The sequence below is a fragment of the Mycolicibacterium iranicum genome, assembly GCF_002101705.1.
In the GTDB taxonomy this organism is placed as follows: Bacteria; Actinomycetota; Actinomycetes; order Mycobacteriales; family Mycobacteriaceae; genus Mycobacterium; species Mycobacterium iranicum.
Genome location: NZ_LQPC01000030.1, coordinates 120,536 through 138,416, shown reverse-complemented (window position 1 = coordinate 138,416; position 17,881 = coordinate 120,536). Strand labels below are relative to the sequence as shown.

Below are 17,881 nucleotides of genomic sequence, written 5' to 3'. Positions count from 1 at the left end.
CCATGGCCGACGTTGACGCCAAGCGCAGCCACGTGAGAATCGCTGCGGCGATCCTCGCTGCGCTGGTGCTGATCGCCGCGGTCTTCACCTACCTGTCCTACACCGCGGCGTTCACGTCGACCGACACGGTGACGGTGTTGTCCCCACGGGCCGGTCTGGTCATGGAGGACAAGGCGAAGGTCAAGTACCGCGGGATCCAGGTCGGCGAGGTCCAGTCGATCGAGTACGCAGGCAACCAGGCGAAGCTGACGCTGGCCATCCGCAGCGGCGAGCTGCGCTACATCCCGTCCAACGCACCGGTGCGGATCGCAGGCACCACGATCTTCGGCGCCAAAGCTGTCGAGTTCCTTCCCCCGGAGGATCCGAAGCCGACGCCGCTGGAGCCCGGCACCGAGGTCAAGGCCGAGGACGTCCAGCTCGAGGTCAACACGCTGTTCCAGACGCTGACCGACGTGCTGCAGAAGATCGACCCCATCAACCTCAACGCGACCCTGTCCGCGCTGGGCGAGGGCCTGCGGGGCAACGGCGACGACGTCGGCGAGTTGATGTCGGGCCTCAGCACCTATCTGGCGCAGCTGAACCCGAAGCTCCCGACGTTGCAGGAGGACCTGCGGCAAGCCGCCGAGGTCGCCAACATCTACGGCGACGCCGCGCCCGATCTCGTCCGGATCCTCGAGAACGCACCGCAGATCTCGCAGACCATCGTCGACGAAGAGGACAACCTCAACGCGACGCTGCTGGCCGCAACCGGCCTCGCCAACAACGGCACCGCGACACTGGAGCCCGCCGCCGACAACTACATCGCCGCCATCCAGCGGCTGCGCGCACCGTTGAAGGTCGCCGGCGAGTACTCCCCGGTCATCGGCTGTGTGCTCAAGGGCACGGCCAACGCGATCGACCGCTTCGCCCCCATGATCGGCGGCACCCGTCCGGGCCTGTTCGTCTCGTCGAGCTTCATTCCCGGCGCGCCCGCCTACACGTATCCGGAGAGCCTGCCCATCGTGAACGCCTCCGGCGGACCGAATTGCCGTGGCCTACCCGATGTTCCGAGCAAGCAGTACGGCGGCAGCTGGTATCGGACGCCGTTCCTCGTGACCGACAACGCCTACGTTCCCTATCAGCCGAACACCGAGTTGCAGTTCGACGCACCGTCGACGCTGCAGTTCCTGTTCAACGGCGCCTACGCGGAGAGGGACGACTTCTGATGAGCGCCCGCGCGAAGAAGAGAGTGCGCTGATGAATCACCGCCGTACCCTCGTCAACGTCTCGGTTTTCACCGTCGTCATGCTGTTGGTGGCGGGCATGCTCGTCGTGATCTTCGGTGAATTCCGATTCGGTGCCGACCAGAGGTATCACGCGACCTTCTCCGACGCGTCCCGCCTGAAAGGCGGCCAAGACGTCCGCATCGCGGGTGTGCCCGTCGGCACCGTCGAGGACATCTCCCTCAACCCCGACAACACCGTCGACGTCGCCTTCACCGTGAACGAGAAGTACCAGCTCTACACCTCGACCAAGGCGGTCGTGCGCTACGAGAACCTGGTCGGCGACCGGTACCTCGAGATCACCTCGGGGCCAGGTGATCTGGTCAAGCTTCCGCGGGGCGGCACGATCACCAACACCGAACCGGCGCTCGACCTGGACGCCCTGCTGGGCGGTTTGCGGCCCGTCCTCAAAGGCCTCGACGGGAACAAGGTCAACGAGATCAGCAGTGCGGTCATCGAATTGCTCCAAGGCCAGGGCGGAGCGCTGTCGAGCATGCTCTCCAGCACCAGCGCCTTCACACAGAACCTGGCCGCCCGAGACCAGCTGATCGGCGACGTGATCACCAACCTCAACACCGTGCTCGGCACCGTCGACGAGAAAGGCGCCGAATTCGACGCCAGCGTGGATCGGCTGCAGAAGCTGTTGACCGGGCTGGCCGAAGGGCGCGACCCCATTGCGGGAGCCATCGGACCGCTGGCTCAGGCGGAGGTCGACCTCACCGAGATGCTGCAGGAGTCGCGCAGACCGCTGCAGGGTGTCATCGAGAACGCGCGCCCACTCGCGCAGCGTCTCGACGAGCGCAAGGACGACGTCAACAAGGTCATCGAGCCGCTGGCCGAGAACTACCTGCGCCTCAACGCGCTCGGTGCCTACGGAGCCTTCTTCAACATCTACTACTGCTCCATCCGCATGAAGATCAATGGACCGGCGGGCAGCGACATCCTGATCCCGTTCGGTGGACCGCCCGATCCGTCGAAGGGGAGGTGTTCTGAGGATGGCTAGGCCCGACGAGGGAAATCCGCTCCGCACAGGAATTTTCGGCATCGTGCTGGTCACGTGCCTGGTGCTGGTGTCGTTCGGCTACGCCAACCTGCCGTTCATGCCGCAGGGCGAGAACTTCGAGGCGTTCTTCACCGACGCGGGTGGTATCACGCCCGGCAACGACGTCAACGTGTCCGGTATCAAGGTCGGCAAGGTCACCGGTGTGGCGCTCGCGGGGGACGCCGCCAAGGTGACGTTCACCGTCGACCGGGATGTGCGCGTCGGCGACCAGTCCCTGGTGGCGATCAAAACCGACACCGTGCTGGGCGAGAAGTCGCTGGCCGTCACGCCGAAGGGCGCCGGATCGGAGACGTCGATCCCACTGGGACGCACCACGACCCCGTACACCCTGAACACGGCGCTGCAAGATCTGGGCCAGAACGCGAGCGAGCTCGACAAGCCGCGTTTCGAGCAGGCCCTGCAGACGTTGACGGATTCGCTGCGCGACGCGACGCCGCATCTGCGCAGTGCGCTGCAGGGCGTCACCGACCTCTCCCGCAGCCTCAACAAGCGCGACGAGGCCCTGGAGCAGTTGCTCGGTCATGCCAAGCGGGTGTCGGACCTGCTCGCCCAGCGGGCCGGTCAGGTCAACCAGCTGATCGTCGACGGCAATCTGCTGTTCGCTGCGCTGGACGAACGGCGTCAGGCGCTGAGCAACCTGATTGCGGGCATCGACGAAGTGTCCGAGCAGCTTTCGGGATTCGTCGCGGACAACAAGGTAGAGTTCGGGCCTGCGCTGGAGAAGCTGAACCTGGTGATGGACAACCTGCTCGAACGGCGCGAACACATCGGCGAGGCGCTGAAGCGTCTGCCCCCGTACGCGACGGCGCTCGGTGAGGTCGTCGGTTCCGGTTCGGGCTTCAACATCAACCTGTACGGCCTGCCGCCGGCGTCGCTCGCCGAGGTCCTGCTCGACTCGTACTTCCAACCGGGCAAGCTGCCCGACAGCCTTGCCGACTACCTGCGCGGGTTCATCTCCGAGCGCATGATCATCAGGCCGAAGTCGCCATGAGCCACAACATTTCGCAGAACCGCACACTGCGGGCCGTGGTGGCCGTGGTGCTGGTGGCCGTGCTCGCCATCGGCGCCTACCTCGTGTGGCCGTCGCGCACCGGCAACAAGCTCGTCGCGTACTTCGAGTCTGCCGTGGGCCTGTACTCCGGCGACGAGGTCCGCATCATCGGCGTCCCGGTCGGAAGCATCGATTCGATCGAGCCGCGCGCCGGCGACGTCAAGATCACGATGTCCATCGATGACGGCGTCAAGGTGCCCGAGAACGCGCAGGCGCTCATCATCGCACCGAACCTGGTGGCCGCCAGGTTCATTCAGCTGACTCCCGCCTACACCGGGGGAGCGGTGATGGCCGACGGCGCCGAGATCGGTCCCGACCGGACCGCGGTGCCCGTCGAGTGGGACGAGGTCAAGGATCAACTGACACAGCTGAGCGCTCAGCTCGGGCCGCAGCAGGGCTCGGTGCAGGGGCCGCTCACCCAATTCGTCAACCAGGCGGCCGACACCTTCGACGGGAACGGCGACACGTTCCGCCAGGCCGTGCGTGAGCTGTCGCAAACCGCAGGGCGCCTGGGGGATTCGCATGTCGACCTGTTCGGCACGATCCGCAATCTGCAGGTCCTCGTCGATGCGCTGTCGAACAGCAACGAGCAGATCGTGCAGTTCACCAACCACGTCGCGTCGGTGTCCCAGGTGCTCGCCGACAGCACGAACAATCTGGACGACACGCTGGGCACGCTGAACCAGGCGCTCGGCGACGTCCGCGGACTATTGAACGAGAACAACGAGGCGCTGATCGGCCAGGTGTCGAGACTGGCGGACTTCACGCAGATCCTGACCGACCACAGCGATGACATCGAGCAGGTTCTGCACGTCACGCCGAACGGTCTGTCGAACTTCTACAACATCTACAACCCCGCGCAGGGCACGGTCGGCGGACTGCTGTCACTGCCGAACTTCGGCAACCCCGTGCAGTTCATCTGCGGCGGCACCTTCGATGTCGGTGCCTCACCCGACAACTACAAGCGCGCCGAGATCTGCAGGCAGCGCATGGGTCCGGTGTTCAAGCGCATCGCGATGAACTACCCGCCGCTGCTGTTCCACCCGATCAACAGCATCACCGCGTACAAGGGGCAGGTCATCTACGACACTCCCGCGACCGAGGCGAAGGCCGAGACACCGGTGCCGTACCTGCAATGGCAGAACGCGCCCGGCGTCACGCCGCCCGTCATCCCGCCGGATGCCGACCTGGCATCGCTGCTGGTGCCCCCGGCGCCTGAAGCCACACCGGGTGCGGCGACGCCGCAGGGGGCCACCTCGCACGTCGGCGGACCGGAAACCGTTGCGCCAGGCGTGGTCTCGGGCCCTGCACCGGCACCCGGAGGTGCGGGCGGATGATGCGGAAAGCACCGGTTTTGCGGAAAGCTGTGGCATTCGGCTCGCTGTCGGTACTGCTGGCGGGTTGCCAGTTCGGCGGTCTCAACTCGCTGGACATGCCGGGAACGGCGGGCCACGGCGCGGGTTCGTACACGATCACCGTGCAGCTGCCCAATGTCACCACGCTGCCGCAGAATTCGCCGGTCATGGTCGACGACGTCACCGTGGGCAGCGTGTCGGGCATCGAAGCGGTGCAGCGCGAAGACGGCCCGTTCTTCGCCGCGGTGAAACTGTCCCTTGACAGCAATGTCGACCTGCCGTCCAATTCCATCGCCAGGGTGGCGCAGACGTCACTGCTGGGCTCGCAGCACATCGAGCTCGCCGAGCCGGTCGACAACCCCGTCGGCCGCCTCGTGGAGGGCTCGGAGATCCCCGAGGAGAACACCGCCAGGTATCCGAGTACCGAGGAAGTGCTGTCCTCGCTGGGTGTCGTCGTCAACAAGGGCAATCTCGGTGCGGTGCAGGACATCACCGAGGAGGCCTACAACGCGGTGGTGGGCCGTGAGGGCACGTTCGGCGAGCTGATCCCGCGGCTGGCCGAGCTGACCAGTTCCCTGGACCGCCAGACCAACGACATCATCGCGGCAGCTGAGGGGCTCGACCGGTTCGCCGGGATCTTGGCCCGGAGCAAGGACAGCCTCGGCCGCACGCTGGACACGCTGCCTGCCGCGCTCGACGTGCTGAACCGTAACCGCGCCAACCTCGTCGACGCCTTCGCCGCGCTGCGCAGCTTCGCCACCGTGGGATCGCGGATGCTGCAGGAGACCAAGACCGACTTCGCGGCCGACCTCAAAGATCTGTACCCGATCATCAAGGCGCTCAACGACAACGCCGACTACTTCATCAAGAGCCTGGAGTTCCTGCCGACGTTTCCGTTCCATTACAAGTACCTGCGCAGGGCGGTGCGCGGCGACTACCTGAACGTGTTCGTGACCTTCGACCTCACGCTGCGGCGGCTGGGGGAGACGGTCCTGACGACGTCGCTCGGATTCGATCCCAACATGAAGCGGATGAACGAGATCATCAACACCCCCGACTTCCTCGTCGGTGCCACGTCGAACCTGTCCGGTCAGGCGGCAGATCCGTTCAAGATCCCGCCGGGCACCGCGACGCAGCATGAGGGGGCGCCCTGATGATCGATCGCCTCTCCAGGATCCAGTTGATGATCTTCGCCGTCGTCACCGTGCTGACGGTCGGACCCATCTCGATCTTCTACCTGCGCCTCCCCGAGGCCGTGGGCATCGGCTCGTACAACATCACCGCGGACTTCTCGGCAGGCGGCGGGCTGTACGAGAACGCCAACGTCACCTACCGCGGAGTCACGGTCGGGCGTGTCGAGTCGGTGGGCCTGAGCGACCACGGCGTCGTCGCGCACATGCGGCTCCAGAGCGGCACGCCGGTGCCGGACAACGTGACCGCCACCGTCAAGAGCGTCTCGGCGGTCGGTGAGCAATACATCGACCTCGTCCCGCCGGATGACGCGGCCCAGGCCACCCTGAGCGACGGCTCCAACATCGGCATGGATCGCACCGCGATCGGGCAGGACATTTACGGCCTGCTCCAGCAGGCCGACGCGTTGGTCAGCAGCGTCGGGGACAGCCGACTGCAAGACCTGCTCAGAGAGAGCTTCAAGGCCTTCAACGGATCCGGCCCGGAGCTCGCACGCCTGATCCAGTCGTCGCGGCTGTTGATCGACGAGGCCAACGCGAATTACGGCCAGACGACGCAGCTGATCGACCAGGCGGGCCCGTTCCTGGAAGCGCAGATCCGCAGCGGCGACGACATCCGTTCGCTGGCAGACGGACTCGCACGGTTGACCGGTGAGGTCGTCAATGCCGACCCGCAGCTGCGCGAGACATTGCAGACGGTTCCGGGAGCGACCGAAGCCGCCAACACCACCTTCGCGGGCATCCGGCCGACATTCCCGGTGCTGGCCGCCAATCTCGCGAACTTCGGACGCATCGGCGTCATCTACAACAAATCGCTGGAGCACGCTCTCGTGCTGTTCCCGGCTCTGCTCGCCGCACTCAATACCGTCGCCGGCGGTGTGCCCACGGACGAGGGCGGCAAACTGGACTTCAAGGTCGACCTCGGCGATCCGCCGCCGTGCTCGGTCGGCTTCATCCCGCCCAGCCAGATCCGCTCACCCGCGGACACGACGCTGCGTGAACTACCCACCGACATGTATTGCAAAGTGGCCCAAAACGATCCGAGCGTGGTGCGCGGTGCGCGCAACTATCCGTGCCAGGAGTTCCCCGGCAAGCGCGCGCCGACCATCCAGCTGTGCCGTGATCCGAAAGGGTACGTCCCCATCGGAAGCAATCCGTGGCGCGGCCCGCCCGTCCCGTACGGCACGCCGATCACCGACGGCCGGAACATCCTGCCGCCCAACAAGTTCCCGAACATCCCGCCCCAGGTCGACCCCGACCCGGGACCGCCGTCGGTGCAGCTGCCACCAGGGGTGGCGCCAGGGCCGGGACCGGCGCCGCACGCGCCGTTCCCGCTGCCGTACCCGCCGAACGAGCCCGGCCAGATACCGGCTCCGTGGCCGTACTTCTCGCCGCCGGATCAGGTGGTGCCGCCGTATGGCCGGCCGCCGTTGGCGCCGCCGCCGCCCGCGCCGGGCGCGCCCCCTGCCGCACCGCCGGTCGCCCCACCCGCCGCACCGCCGGCGCCGGCGGGTCCGCTGCTGCCCGCAGAAGCGGTGCCCCAGGCCAGCGCGAGCTACGACCAGAACGGCGTCTTCGTCGACCCGGCGGGCGGAACTGGCGTGTACGCCCCGGGAACTGACAAACTGGCGCCCGCAGAAAATTGGGTCGACCTGATGTTGTCGCCCAAGCAGGCATAGGCAGGCGTAGGACAGCAGTGACAGAAGAGGCACCCCGCGATGCAGGCCGCCCGGTGCGGCGACGGGCGTCGCGGGCAGCGGGACCGGCAGGCATGCCCGAGTCGGCCCCGGCATCATCCGCAGTCGAGGTGACGGTCGCGGTGTCCCGGCCGGCCAAACCGCTATCGATGACGCCGGTGGCCCCGCCGCCGCGCAGGCCGGCCAATAGGGGGCCGGTGGCGCTGGCCGCTGCGCTAGTCCTCGTGCTGCTCGGCGGTCTGCTCGCAGGCGGGATCGTCTGGATGCTGTCCAACCAGTCCGACGCGCGGGCGCAGCTGGCGCGCGATCAGCAGTTCGTGGACACCGCCTCGCAGTTGGTCGTGAACATGTTCTCGTACACCCAGAACGACATCGACCAGAGCGTGGATCGATTCGTCGACAGCACCAGCGGTCCGTTGCGCGACATGCTCAGCCAGGACAACAACGTCGACAACCTGAAGGCGATCTTCCGCGATACCAACGCGAGCTCCGAAGCCGTCATCAACGGCGCCGCCCTGGAGTCGATCGACGACGTCACCAACAACGCCGCCGTGCTGGTGTCGGTGCGGGTGACGGTCACCGACATGGACGGCACCAACAAGCCGTCGCAGCCCTACCGGCTGCGGGTCATCGTGCACGAGGACGACAACGGCCACATGACCGGATACGACCTCAAATACCCTGACGGGGGCAACTGATGAGCAAGCGTGCCGCCCGTCTGGTGGGTGCGGTGATCGTGCTGCTGTCGGTGGCGTTCGTCGGTGGCGGTGCGGTCGGCGGTTGGCTGTACTGGGACGGGGTCCAGCTACGCGGAGAGCAGTCGGCCCGCGCTGAGCTTCCGCCGTTGGCTGTCGAGCAGATCCCCCGGGTGTTCGGCTATGACTACCAGACCGTCGAGGGCAGCCTCACCGACGTCTATCCGCTGCTCACGCCGGCCTACCGCCAGGAGTTCCGGGAGCGCGCGACCAAGGACATCATCCCGCAAGCCCGACAACGCCAGCTGATCAGCCAGGCCAACGTGGTGGGTGCCGGAGTGATGGACGCGCACCGCACCACGGCTTCGGTGATGGTGTACATGAACCGGACGGTCACGGAGAAGGACGGCCAGCCCGTCTATGACGGCAGCCGCCTGCGTGTCGACTATGAGAAGGTCGACGGCAAGTGGCTGATCAGCTACATCACTCCGATCTGAGATCGGGTTCAGGCTGCTGGGGTTTGTTGGCCAACGCGTCGAGAAATGAGCGGGCCCAACGGTCCACGTCATGGGCCAGCACTTGGCGGCGCATCGCGCGCATCCGTCGCCTGCCGTCTTCCGGTGACTGGTTGAGTGCCGCCTCGATGGCATCCTTCACACCTTCGAGGTGGTGGGGATTTGTCAGATATGCCTGTCGCAATTCCGCTGCGGCCCCGGTGAATTCGCTGAGTACCAGGGCGCCGCCCAGGTCGCTGCGGCAGGCCACGTACTCCTTGGCCACCAGGTTCATGCCGTCGCGCAACGGAGTCACGAGCATGACGTCGGCCGCGACGAAGAAGGCGACGAGGTCCTCTCGCGGGATGGGCCGGTGCAGGTAGTGCAAGACTGGATGGCCGACCTCGCCGAATTCGCCGTTGACGTGGCCCACCTGACGCTCGATGTCCTCGCGCATGGCGATATAGCTCTCGACACGTTCCCGGCTCGGGGTGGCCAGCTGAACGAGAACGGTGTCGTTGGGGTCGATGCGGCCTTCCTCGAGGAGTTCGGAGAACGCACGCAGCCGTACGTCGATGCCTTTGGTGTAGTCGAGGCGGTCGACGCCGAGCAGGATCTTGCGCGGGTTGCCAAGCTCGGCCCGGATCTCTTTGGCGCGCTGGCGAATTGCCCGGCTACGGGCCTGCTGGTCGAGTTCGTCGGAGTCGATGGAGATCGGGAACGCGCCAACCTTGACGGTGCGGAAGCCGAACTGCACCTCGCCGAACCGCGACCGGACACCGACGTTGCCGCGGGATGTGGTCGCGCCGACGAGTCTGCGCGACAGGATCAGGAAGTTCTGCGCACCACCGGGCAGGTGGAAACCGACCAGGTCGGCGCCGAGGAGGCCTTCGGTGATCTCGGTGCGCCACGGCATCTGCATGAACAGCTCGACCGGGGGGAACGGGATGTGCAGGAAGAAGCCGATGGTCAGGTCGGGCCGCAGCATCCGCAGCATCTTGGGGACCAGTTGCAGCTGATAGTCCTGCACCCACACGGTGGCGCCCTCGGCGGCTGTCTGCGCGGTGGCCTCGGCGAAGCGACGGTTGACGTCGACGTAGCGATCCCACCACTCTCGGTGGTAGATCGGCTTGACGATGACATCGTGATAGAGCGGCCACAGTGTGGCGTTGGAAAAGCCCTCGTAGTACTCGGCGACGTCCTTGGTCGACAGGCGCACCGGTACGAGCGTCATCCCGTCCTGCTCGATGGGCTCGTCAGAGGCGTCGGGATCGTCGGCTTCCTCGGGAACGCCGGGCCACCCGATCCATGCGCCGTGCCTGCGTCGCAGCAGCGGCTCCAAAGCGGTGACGAGACCGCCGGGGCTGCGCTTCCACTCGGTGGTGCCGTCGGGCAGTTTCACCCGGTCGATGGGTAGCCGGTTGGCGACAACCACGAAGTCGGCCGAAGCCGAAGGCGGAGCAGACTGCCCGGAGCGGACCTCGGGACCGCTCTCGGATGCCATTACGCGTCGGCGAGCTTCGCAGGTCCGATGCCGAGCATCGACAGGAACACGCGGCACTCGTCGGCGTCGTTGGCGTAGGCGGCGACGACGCGGCGGGCCTGTCGCTCGGTGACGTCGGCGATCGGTTCGACGTCACCGATCTCAGCTGGGTCAGGTTTGGCGGGCATAGAGCAACCTTAGCCAACTCTGTAGCCAACTCCCAGGTCGGTGCAGGGCCCCTGTTCGGGGGCGTGACACTTTCGCCGTAGTGTGCAACGTGTGGCTGACCAGGATCAGGTGACGTACGAGACGCTCGACGAAGGCCGCATCGCGCGGATCTGGCTGAATCGGCCGGACGCGCAGAATGCGCAGTCGCGAACGCTGCTGGTGCAGCTCGACGAGGCGTTCGGACGGGCAGAGGCTGACGACGAGGTGCGGGTGGTCATCCTGGCTGCGCGAGGCAAGAATTTCTCGGCGGGCCACGATCTCGGGTCCGAGCAGGCGCTGGCCGAGCGGGCGCCGGGACCGAACCAGCATCCGACCTTCACGTTCAACGGCGCCACCAGGGACGCCGTGGCCGAGCGGACGTACCTGCAGGAGTGGCATTACTTCTTCAACAACACGAGCCGGTGGCGCGACCTGCGCAAGATCACCATCGCCCAAGTCCAGGGCAACGCCATCTCGGCGGCACTGATGCTGATCTGGGCCTGCGACCTGATCGTCGCGTCCGACGACGCCAGATTCAGCGACGTCGTCGCGGTGCGGATGGGCATGCCGGGTGTCGAGTACTACGCCCATCCCTGGGAGTTCGGGGCCCGCAAGGCCAAGGAGCTGCTACTCACCGGCGACGCACTCGACGTCGACGAGGCCTATCGGCTCGGCATGGTGTCGAAGGTCTTCCCGCGCGCCGAGCTGGAGGACAAGACGCTGGAGTTCGCGCGCAGGATCGCCGAGCGCCCGACGATGGCGGCGCTTCTGGTCAAGGATTCGGTGAACGCGGCCAGTGACGCGATGGGGTTCACCGAGGCGCTGCGGCACGCGTTCCACATCCACGAGCTCGGACACGCCCACTGGGCCGCCCACAACGAGAACCGCTACCCCGTGGGCCTGCCGCCGAACGTGCCGGATTGGCGCACATTGGGCGCACCAAAGCTCTCCCGCCGCGACGAACCGTGACGTATAACTGGAACCTGTTCTAGTTAGTCGGGCTATCGAGGAGTACCCATGCTGCTGTCGTTGGCTGATCGCACCTATCTGATCACCGGCGGTGGCAGTGGGATCGGGAAAGGTGTCGCCGCCGCGGTCGTCGCGTCCGGAGGCAATGCGGTGCTGGCGGGCCGCAATGCCGACAAGCTCGCGGCCGCCGCCGAGGAGATCAAAGCCGCTGCCGGTGAGGGTGCGGGCGATGTCATCTACGAGCCCGCCGACGTGACCGACGAGGATCAGGCGATGCGCCTCGTCGAGGCCGCGACGGCTTGGCACGGCAAGCTCGACGGCGTCGTACACAGCGCAGGCGGCTCGGAGACGATCGGCCCACTGACCCAGATCGACTCCGCCGCATGGCGCAACACGGTCGACCTCAACATCAACGGCACCATGTATGTGCTCAAGCACTCCGCGCGCGAGATGGTGCGAGGCGGCGGCGGATCGTTCATCGGCATTTCCTCGATCGCGTCGAGCAACACCCACCGCTGGTTCGGCGCGTACGGGCCGAGCAAGGCTGCGTTGGATCACCTGATGATGGTCGCTGCCGACGAGTTGGGCCCGTCCTGGGTGCGGGTCAACGGCATCCGCCCGGGACTGACCAAGACCGACATGGTGGCGCCGATCATCGACACCCCCGCGCTGAGCGAGGACTACGCCTCGTGCACTCCGCTGCCGCGCGTCGGCGAGGTCGAAGACATCGCCAACCTCGCGGTGTTCCTCCTCAGTGACGCAGCAAGCTTCATCACCGGTCAAGTCATCAACGTCGACGGCGGGCACGGCCTGCGGCGCGGACCCGACCTGTCTCAGATGCTCGAGCCGCTGTTCGGCGCCGACGGACTGCGCGGCGTCGTCGCGAAATAGCTGCCGAAACTGCATTCCGCGCGGCGATTCGTGCGGAAACTCAACGCGGAATGCAGTTTCGGCGGATTAGGTGCCGGGCTTTGGACCGCCGGCCTCCCACGTCGCGACTGCGCCGAGCGCAGCCCAGTCGAGGTCGCGGCCACCCCCGGCAAGCAGCGTCAGGAACCGATCGCGAATCAGGCTGGCGATCGGGAGGGGCACCTCGAGCTGCTCGCCGGCCGCGAGCATGAGCCGGGCGTCCTTCAATCCGAGGTGTGCCGCAAAACCGGCGGGCTCGAACTGTTCGTCGGCAAGTAGGCCGCCGTAGACCTGGTAAGCGGGCGCGTCGAACAGCGTGGACGTCAGCAATTCCAGGAAGGCCTGCTTGTCCATGCCGGCCTTGCCGACCAGCGCCATTGCCTCGCCGAGTGATTCGATCACCGACGCAATCAGGAAGTTGCCTGACAGCTTCACCAGATTGGCGATCTTGGGTTCGTCGGACACCGCGAACGTGCGCTGACCGAGGGCCTCGAACACCGGTTGCAGGGACGTGATCTGATCGGCAGGTCCGGCTGCGACGACGAACAGTTTGGCTGCGGCTGCGGCTTCCGGCCTACCGAATACAGGCGCGGAGACGAATGCCTGGGCGGCGTCGGCATGTGCCGCGGTGAGGCGTTCGGCCAGCGCGACGCTGATCGTGCTGGCCGATACGTGGACGGCGCCGGCTGCCAGGGATTCGATGATTCCCCCCGCACCGAATGTCACCGCTTCGACGGCAGTGTCGTCGGCGAGCATGGTCACGACGACCTCGGCGTCGCAGACCGCGGCGATCGTCGGCGCAGCGATGGCCCCCCGCTCGGTGAGCGCGGCCGCCTTGCCGGGGGACCGGTTGAACACGCCGACGTCGTGGCCGGCGGAAAGCAGATTGGCGGCCATGCCGGAACCCATATTGCCGAGGCCGATGAACCCGATTCGCATGACGTCCACGATGCCTCATGGTGGAGCGGCGAGCGTGCGGTGACGGCGGCCAGGAGGCCAGTTTCGCGCCACTGGCGCACACTCGGCGCCGGCGAGAGTCAGCTTGTCATTTCGGCCGCGCGCTTCACTGCGTTCACGATGCCCTGGTAGCCGGTGCATCGGCAGAAGTTGCCGGACAGGCCCTCGCGGATCTCCTCGTCGGTCGGTGTGGGATTCTCCCGCAGGAGCGCGGTGATGCTGGTGACGAATCCCGGTGTGCAGAAACCACATTGGAGGCCATGGCATTCCCGCATCGCGGCCTGGACGGGGGAGAGTCCACCGTTGTCGTCGGCGATCCCCTCGACGGTGGTGACCTCCTGACCGTCGACCTGGACAGCGAAGACCAGGCACGAACGCACCGCCTGACCGTCGAGCAACACGGTGCAGGCGCCGCATGCGCCGTGCTCACACCCCAGATGAGTGCCGGTAAGGCCGCACTTCTCCCGCAGGTAGTCGGCCAGCGTGAGCCGCGGCTCGACGGTAGCCGAGTGCCGCCGGCCGTTGACCGAGACCTCGACGGGGATCTCATGCATGGATTGCCTCCCTCGTTTCGACAGCCGCGGTGGTTGCCTCGGTCCATGCCCGCGCGACCATCGTGGCGCAGACTTTCGATCGGTAGGCCGCCGACCCCTGCAGGTCGGCGGGGACGTCTTCGAGTTCCGAGACCGCCAGCTTGCCGAGCTCCTCGGCCGAGATGTCACCGACGGGCCTGCCCACGATCGCGGACTCGGCCGGCGTGCCGCGCACGGGCGTGGACCCCATGCCGAGCAATCCGATCCCGCAGCGGAGCACCGTGTCGTCATCGTCGAGTTCCACCCCCAGCGTCGCTCCCGCGATCGCGAAATCACCGTGACGGCTCGCGAACTCGTGCACCGAGAAGCCGCACCGTCCCGACCACACGGGAAAGGCGACGGCCGTGAGGACCTCGTCGGCCGCAAGGGATGTCTCCCACAGCCCTGTGAAGAAGTCCGCGGCGGGGATTCTGCGGGTCCCGCGTGCGGACGTCGCTTCGATCTCCGCGTCGAGAGCGACTGCGACAGCGGCGTATTCGGCTGCTGGGTCGGCGTGTGCGATGGCCCCACCGAGCGTGCCCCTCGTGCGGATCTGGAAGTGGCCGATGTGCGGGGTGGACAGCGTCAGCAGCGGAACCGATTCGGCGACTTCGTCGTCCATTCCGACGAACGCGTGAGGCGTGCCCGCACCGATCCACACGGCACCGTCACGGAGTTCGATGTTGCGCACCTCCTCGATTCGGGAGATGTCGATCAGGTTTTCGAAATGCGTCAATCGCATCGCCAGCATGGGAACCAGGCTCTGGCCGCCGGCGAGGATCTTCGCCTCGTCTCCATACTCGCGGAGCAGCGCTACCGCGTCCGCGACGGACTCGGGGCGGTGGTAGGCGAACGGCGCGGCCTTCATGACAACAGCCGGGCGAGGACGGCCTGGAGATCGTCGGCGAGCATGGCAGCGGGCGTTTTGCGTCGCCTTCTGCCGATCAGGAAGCCGATCACCCCCGCCGCAGCCGCCGCGGCGATCGCCGGGGCGAACCGCTTGGCCAGCGGCAGGGCGACGACCTTCACGAGGTCGACGGAATCCGCGGCCGGTTGGGCTGCGGCGGTGGCTGTTTCGGTGGTCGGCGCCTGGGTGGTTGCCGGTGGCGTGCCGCCGAGCAGCTCTGCTTCCAGGCTCCGGGCGAACTGCGCGATGAGATTGCCCGAGACGTCGGCCAGCACCCCGCGCCCGAACTGGGCAGCCTTGCCGGAGATCGCCAGGTCGGTCGTGATGTCGACGTGGGTTGAGCCCCCTTCGTCGGTGAGCTGTGCGGTCACGGTCGCCGCCGCGGTGCCGTTGCCGCGGGTCTCCTTGCCCTCGGCCCGCAGCACGATCCGCTGTTCAGCAGCGTCCTTCTCCTTGTAGGTGGCAACTCCCTTATAGGACACCGTGATCGGGCCGACCTTGACCTTGACCGCCCCGTTGAAGGTGTCGCCCTCGACAGACAGCAGGGAGGCTCCCGGCAGGCAGGGCGCCACCCGCTCGACGTCGGTGAAGACATCCCAGACTTTCGCGGTGGGCACCGCGACCCGGAATTCGTTGTTCAGTTCCACGGTCAGTGGTCCTTTCCGGCTTCGATGAGCTCGACGATTGTCGCCGGCGTGGCCGGCAATTGGGTCAGTGTGACGCCGAGGGGAGCCAGGGCGTCGTTGATCGCGTTGATCACTGCGGGCGGTGAGCCGATCGCTCCGCCCTCGCCTGCGCCCTTGTATCCGCCGACGCCGGGCCCGGGGATCTCGACGTGGCCGAACTCGATGGGCGGCACCTCGGTGGCGGTCGGCAGCAGGTAGTCGACGAATGTCGATGCCACCGGGTTTCCCGCCTCGTCGTAGGAGAGTTTCTCCAGTATCGCGCCGCCGATGCCCTGGACGGTGCCGCCGGCGACCTGGCCCTCCACGACGTTCGGGTTGATCATCGGGCCGACATCCTCGCTGACGATGTATCGGGTCAGTGTCACGTGGCCGGTCTCGATGTCGACTTCGCACGTGCAGACGTGGGTTGCGTTGGCCCAGTGGATCATCGCCTGTGAGTTGAACCGGGCGGTAGCCTCCAGCGTCGGGTTGACACCGGCGAGCTGCCCGGGGTCGTAGTAGGACCGGTAGGCGACGTCGGCGAAGCTGACGCTGCGGTCCGGGTCGCTGCGGACGGTGGCGCGCGAATCGGCCAGCTCGATGTCGTCGGCCTCGACGCCGAGGAGCTGCGCGGCGATGGTGAGGATCTGCTTGCGCAGGATCGACCCTGCCTCGTTGACGGCACCCGCGGTCATCGGCCCGCTGCGGCTGCCCTGCGTGCCCGCACCGTACGGGGTGACCGCGGTGTCACCCTGAATGGTCGACACGTCGTCGATGTTGGCGCCCAACGCATCCGCGGTGAGCTGCACGACCGTGGTCTCGATGCTGTTCCCGGCCGAGCCGCCGTTGACGTACACATTGATCTTGCCGGTCGACTCCATCCGGACGGTCGCGCCCTCGGTGGCGAGATTGCCTGTCGCCGCGCCGGTGGGCTCGATGTAGGCCGAGAAACCGAGGCCGATGTAGCGGCCCTCGGCCAGCGCCTCGGCCTGCTCCTTGCGGAAGCCCTCGTGGTCGAGGATCTTCACTGCCTGCTCGAAAGTGTCTGCGGGAGCGCAGTTGTCGTACGGCATGCCGTTCGGGTTGAAGAACGGCATCTCGTCGCCCCGCAGGATGTTGATGCGTCGCAGCTCGACGGGATCCATGCCGATCTTGCGGGCGGCGCAGTCGAGAAGCATTTCCCTGGTCAGGGTTTCGTACTGCCACGGACCGCGATAAGCATGCAGACCGGGGGTGTTGGAGAAGACGGTCTTGTAGTTGAAGCTGGCCTTGGGCACGCGGTAGGGGCCGGGGAAGAACATGCCGATGGCCGCGGTGGTGAGCACGGGGTACGGAGTTGGGTAGGAGCCGACGTCCTGGAGGAAGTCGATGTCGGCGGCCAGGATCTTGCCGTCGGAGTCGAACGCCATCCGAACCTTGCCGTCGACGTGGCGGGATTGTCCGGCCGACATCAGGTTCTCGCGGCGATCCTCGATCCACTTGAGCGGGCCGGGAACCTTGCGCGCCGCCAGCAGGATGCATATGTCCTCCCGCATGGGCACCACCTTTTGACCGAACGCCCCACCGGTGTCGCGCATGATGACCCGGACGCCCTGGGCCGGGATGCCGAGCAGCCGTGCGGCGAAGGCCCGCAACTCGTGCGGCGTCTGGGTGGACGCCCATACCGTCAGCTCCGATGTCGTCGGCGTCCACTCGACGACCATCCCGCGTGTCTCCATCGGCACCGGGACATACATCTGCTGATAGATGCGTTCCTCGACGACGTACGGGGCGGTGGCGAAAAGTTCCTCGTCGGGCGGCATACCGCCCATTCCGCCCGCGACGTTGTCGGGGTAGGCCTCATGCACGACGGGAGCGCCGACGTCCGCGCCGCCGATGGCTTGGCGGAAGTCGGCGATGGCGGGAAGCGGTTCGTAGTCGACTTCGACGAGGTCGACGGCGTCCTCGGCAACGTAGCGACTGTCGGCGACGACCAGGGCGACGGGGTCGCCCACGAACTTGACCTCGCCTTCGGCCAGCGGCGGGCGCGGAGTGTCGGGGACGTCCTTACCGGCGACCGCATGCCAGGCCTCGCGTACGTCGGGGTTGAGATCGGAGGCAGTGAACACCGCGTGCACGCCCGGGAGGGCGAGTGCTGCCGACGCGTCGATCCCCTTGACGGTGGCGCGAGCGAACGGACTGCGCACGAAGCACGCGTGCAGCATTCCCGGACGGGTGATGTCGTCGACGAACCGGCCGTGACCTGTGAGTAAGCGGCTGTCTTCCACTCGGGGGACGCGTTGGCCGGCGTAGCGGGTCGTGACGGCGTCGGCGGCTTCAACCACGGTGTCGGGCACGTGCGATCACACTCCTCAGGCTTCGAAGAGTGACGTTATCGCATTCGAGAGCGACATTTCCATAGGCTT

17 protein-coding genes are annotated in these 17,881 nt (G+C 66.7%); 10 read left to right on the top strand and 7 right to left on the bottom strand.

Going from position 1 to position 17,881, the window contains the following annotated elements:
• Nucleotides 1–2: 2 nt before the first annotated feature.
• From AWC12_RS14290 to AWC12_RS14255, 8 genes are read left to right on the top strand one after another with little or no spacing between them, the layout of a single operon-like run.
• Nucleotides 3–1,205, top strand: coding sequence for an MCE family protein (locus AWC12_RS14290; protein ID WP_085175111.1), 1,203 nt, complete (start codon nucleotides 3–5; stop codon nucleotides 1,203–1,205).
• 31 nt (nucleotides 1,206–1,236) lie between these two features.
• Nucleotides 1,237–2,265: an MCE family protein gene (locus AWC12_RS14285; RefSeq protein ID WP_085175109.1), complete on the top strand. Its 1,029-nt coding sequence runs from the start codon at nucleotides 1,237–1,239 to the stop codon at nucleotides 2,263–2,265.
• Complete coding sequence (locus tag AWC12_RS14280; RefSeq protein WP_085175107.1) at nucleotides 2,258–3,316, top strand: MCE family protein; 1,059 nt, start codon at nucleotides 2,258–2,260, stop codon at nucleotides 3,314–3,316. The genes AWC12_RS14285 and AWC12_RS14280 overlap by 8 nt, the downstream gene beginning before the upstream one ends.
• Nucleotides 3,313–4,713: an MCE family protein gene (locus tag AWC12_RS14275; RefSeq protein ID WP_085175105.1), complete on the top strand. Its 1,401-nt coding sequence runs from the start codon at nucleotides 3,313–3,315 to the stop codon at nucleotides 4,711–4,713. Before AWC12_RS14280 ends, AWC12_RS14275 begins: the two co-directional genes overlap by 4 nt.
• Entirely contained in the window at nucleotides 4,710–5,885 is a 1,176-nt protein-coding gene (locus AWC12_RS14270) for an MCE family protein (protein ID WP_085175103.1), read from the top strand. The genes AWC12_RS14275 and AWC12_RS14270 overlap by 4 nt, the downstream gene beginning before the upstream one ends.
• On the top strand, nucleotides 5,885–7,600 hold the full coding sequence (locus AWC12_RS14265) for an MCE family protein (RefSeq protein WP_085175101.1): 1,716 nt from the start codon (nucleotides 5,885–5,887) through the stop codon (nucleotides 7,598–7,600). Before AWC12_RS14270 ends, AWC12_RS14265 begins: the two co-directional genes overlap by 1 nt.
• Nucleotides 7,601–7,617: 17 nt before the next feature.
• Entirely contained in the window at nucleotides 7,618–8,316 is a 699-nt protein-coding gene (locus AWC12_RS14260) for an Rv1363c family protein (protein ID WP_085175099.1), read from the top strand.
• Nucleotides 8,316–8,810, top strand: coding sequence for a nuclear transport factor 2 family protein (locus AWC12_RS14255; RefSeq protein ID WP_024446732.1), 495 nt, complete (start codon nucleotides 8,316–8,318; stop codon nucleotides 8,808–8,810). The genes AWC12_RS14260 and AWC12_RS14255 overlap by 1 nt, the downstream gene beginning before the upstream one ends.
• On the opposite strand, the gene AWC12_RS14250 is transcribed toward AWC12_RS14255, so the two are convergent.
• Nucleotides 8,797–10,311 carry an alpha,alpha-trehalose-phosphate synthase (UDP-forming) gene (locus AWC12_RS14250; protein ID WP_085175097.1) on the bottom strand — a complete coding sequence of 505 codons (1,515 nt, stop codon included), beginning with the start codon at nucleotides 10,309–10,311 and terminating at the stop codon, nucleotides 8,797–8,799. The two genes, AWC12_RS14255 and AWC12_RS14250, sit on opposite strands and share 14 nt — an antisense overlap.
• Nucleotides 10,311–10,478 (bottom strand): hypothetical protein, encoded by a 168-nt coding sequence (locus AWC12_RS31100; RefSeq protein WP_162834984.1) that lies wholly within the window; start codon nucleotides 10,476–10,478, stop codon nucleotides 10,311–10,313. Before AWC12_RS31100 ends, AWC12_RS14250 begins: the two co-directional genes overlap by 1 nt.
• A 91-nt stretch (nucleotides 10,479–10,569) precedes the next feature.
• On the opposite strand from AWC12_RS31100, the gene AWC12_RS14245 reads away from it, so the two are divergent.
• On the top strand, nucleotides 10,570–11,466 hold the full coding sequence (locus AWC12_RS14245; RefSeq protein ID WP_420087719.1) for an enoyl-CoA hydratase: 897 nt from the start codon (nucleotides 10,570–10,572) through the stop codon (nucleotides 11,464–11,466).
• A 48-nt stretch (nucleotides 11,467–11,514) separates the two neighbouring features.
• Complete coding sequence (locus AWC12_RS14240) at nucleotides 11,515–12,357, top strand: SDR family oxidoreductase (RefSeq protein ID WP_085175094.1); 843 nt, start codon at nucleotides 11,515–11,517, stop codon at nucleotides 12,355–12,357.
• Between the two features lie 66 nt (nucleotides 12,358–12,423).
• Here AWC12_RS14240 and AWC12_RS14235 read toward each other — a convergent pair whose 3' ends face one another.
• The 5 genes from AWC12_RS14235 to AWC12_RS14215 all read right to left on the bottom strand — a co-directional run bounded on the left by AWC12_RS14235 (nucleotide 12,424) and on the right by AWC12_RS14215 (nucleotide 17,812).
• Nucleotides 12,424–13,314, bottom strand: coding sequence for an NAD(P)-dependent oxidoreductase (locus AWC12_RS14235; RefSeq protein ID WP_085175425.1), 891 nt, complete (start codon nucleotides 13,312–13,314; stop codon nucleotides 12,424–12,426).
• Nucleotides 13,315–13,412: 98 nt separating this feature from the next.
• Nucleotides 13,413–13,886 carry a (2Fe-2S)-binding protein gene (locus AWC12_RS14230; RefSeq protein WP_085175092.1) on the bottom strand — a complete coding sequence of 158 codons (474 nt, stop codon included), beginning with the start codon at nucleotides 13,884–13,886 and terminating at the stop codon, nucleotides 13,413–13,415.
• The gene (locus tag AWC12_RS14225; protein ID WP_085175090.1) at nucleotides 13,879–14,772 is read right to left on the bottom strand and encodes an FAD binding domain-containing protein; all 894 of its coding nucleotides are present in this window, start codon (nucleotides 14,770–14,772) and stop codon (nucleotides 13,879–13,881) included. Before AWC12_RS14225 ends, AWC12_RS14230 begins: the two co-directional genes overlap by 8 nt.
• A complete protein-coding gene (locus AWC12_RS14220; RefSeq protein WP_085175088.1) occupies nucleotides 14,769–15,458 on the bottom strand; it encodes an SRPBCC family protein in 690 nt (229 codons plus the stop codon). The genes AWC12_RS14225 and AWC12_RS14220 overlap by 4 nt, the downstream gene beginning before the upstream one ends.
• 2 nt (nucleotides 15,459–15,460) lie before the next feature.
• The gene (locus AWC12_RS14215; protein ID WP_085175086.1) at nucleotides 15,461–17,812 is read right to left on the bottom strand and encodes a xanthine dehydrogenase family protein molybdopterin-binding subunit; all 2,352 of its coding nucleotides are present in this window, start codon (nucleotides 17,810–17,812) and stop codon (nucleotides 15,461–15,463) included.
• Between the last annotated feature and the right edge of the window lie 69 nt (nucleotides 17,813–17,881).

Coding starts and splice junctions, on each gene's coding strand:
- AWC12_RS14275 (WP_085175105.1), top strand. CDS start 3,313: ATGAGCCACAACATTTCGCAGAACCGCACACTGCGGGCCGTGGTGGCC.
- AWC12_RS14240 (WP_085175094.1), top strand. CDS start 11,515: ATGCTGCTGTCGTTGGCTGATCGCACCTATCTGATCACCGGCGGTGGC.
- AWC12_RS14250 (WP_085175097.1), bottom strand. CDS start 10,311: ATGGCATCCGAGAGCGGTCCCGAGGTCCGCTCCGGGCAGTCTGCTCCG.
- AWC12_RS14230 (WP_085175092.1), bottom strand. CDS start 13,886: ATGCATGAGATCCCCGTCGAGGTCTCGGTCAACGGCCGGCGGCACTCG.
- AWC12_RS14280 (WP_085175107.1), top strand. CDS start 2,258: ATGGCTAGGCCCGACGAGGGAAATCCGCTCCGCACAGGAATTTTCGGC.
- AWC12_RS14235 (WP_085175425.1), bottom strand. CDS start 13,314: ATGCGAATCGGGTTCATCGGCCTCGGCAATATGGGTTCCGGCATGGCC.
- AWC12_RS14285 (WP_085175109.1), top strand. CDS start 1,237: ATGAATCACCGCCGTACCCTCGTCAACGTCTCGGTTTTCACCGTCGTC.
- AWC12_RS31100 (WP_162834984.1), bottom strand. CDS start 10,478: ATGCCCGCCAAACCTGACCCAGCTGAGATCGGTGACGTCGAACCGATC.
- AWC12_RS14255 (WP_024446732.1), top strand. CDS start 8,316: ATGAGCAAGCGTGCCGCCCGTCTGGTGGGTGCGGTGATCGTGCTGCTG.
- AWC12_RS14265 (WP_085175101.1), top strand. CDS start 5,885: ATGATCGATCGCCTCTCCAGGATCCAGTTGATGATCTTCGCCGTCGTC.
- AWC12_RS14270 (WP_085175103.1), top strand. CDS start 4,710: ATGATGCGGAAAGCACCGGTTTTGCGGAAAGCTGTGGCATTCGGCTCG.
- AWC12_RS14290 (WP_085175111.1), top strand. CDS start 3: ATGGCCGACGTTGACGCCAAGCGCAGCCACGTGAGAATCGCTGCGGCG.
- AWC12_RS14225 (WP_085175090.1), bottom strand. CDS start 14,772: ATGAAGGCCGCGCCGTTCGCCTACCACCGCCCCGAGTCCGTCGCGGAC.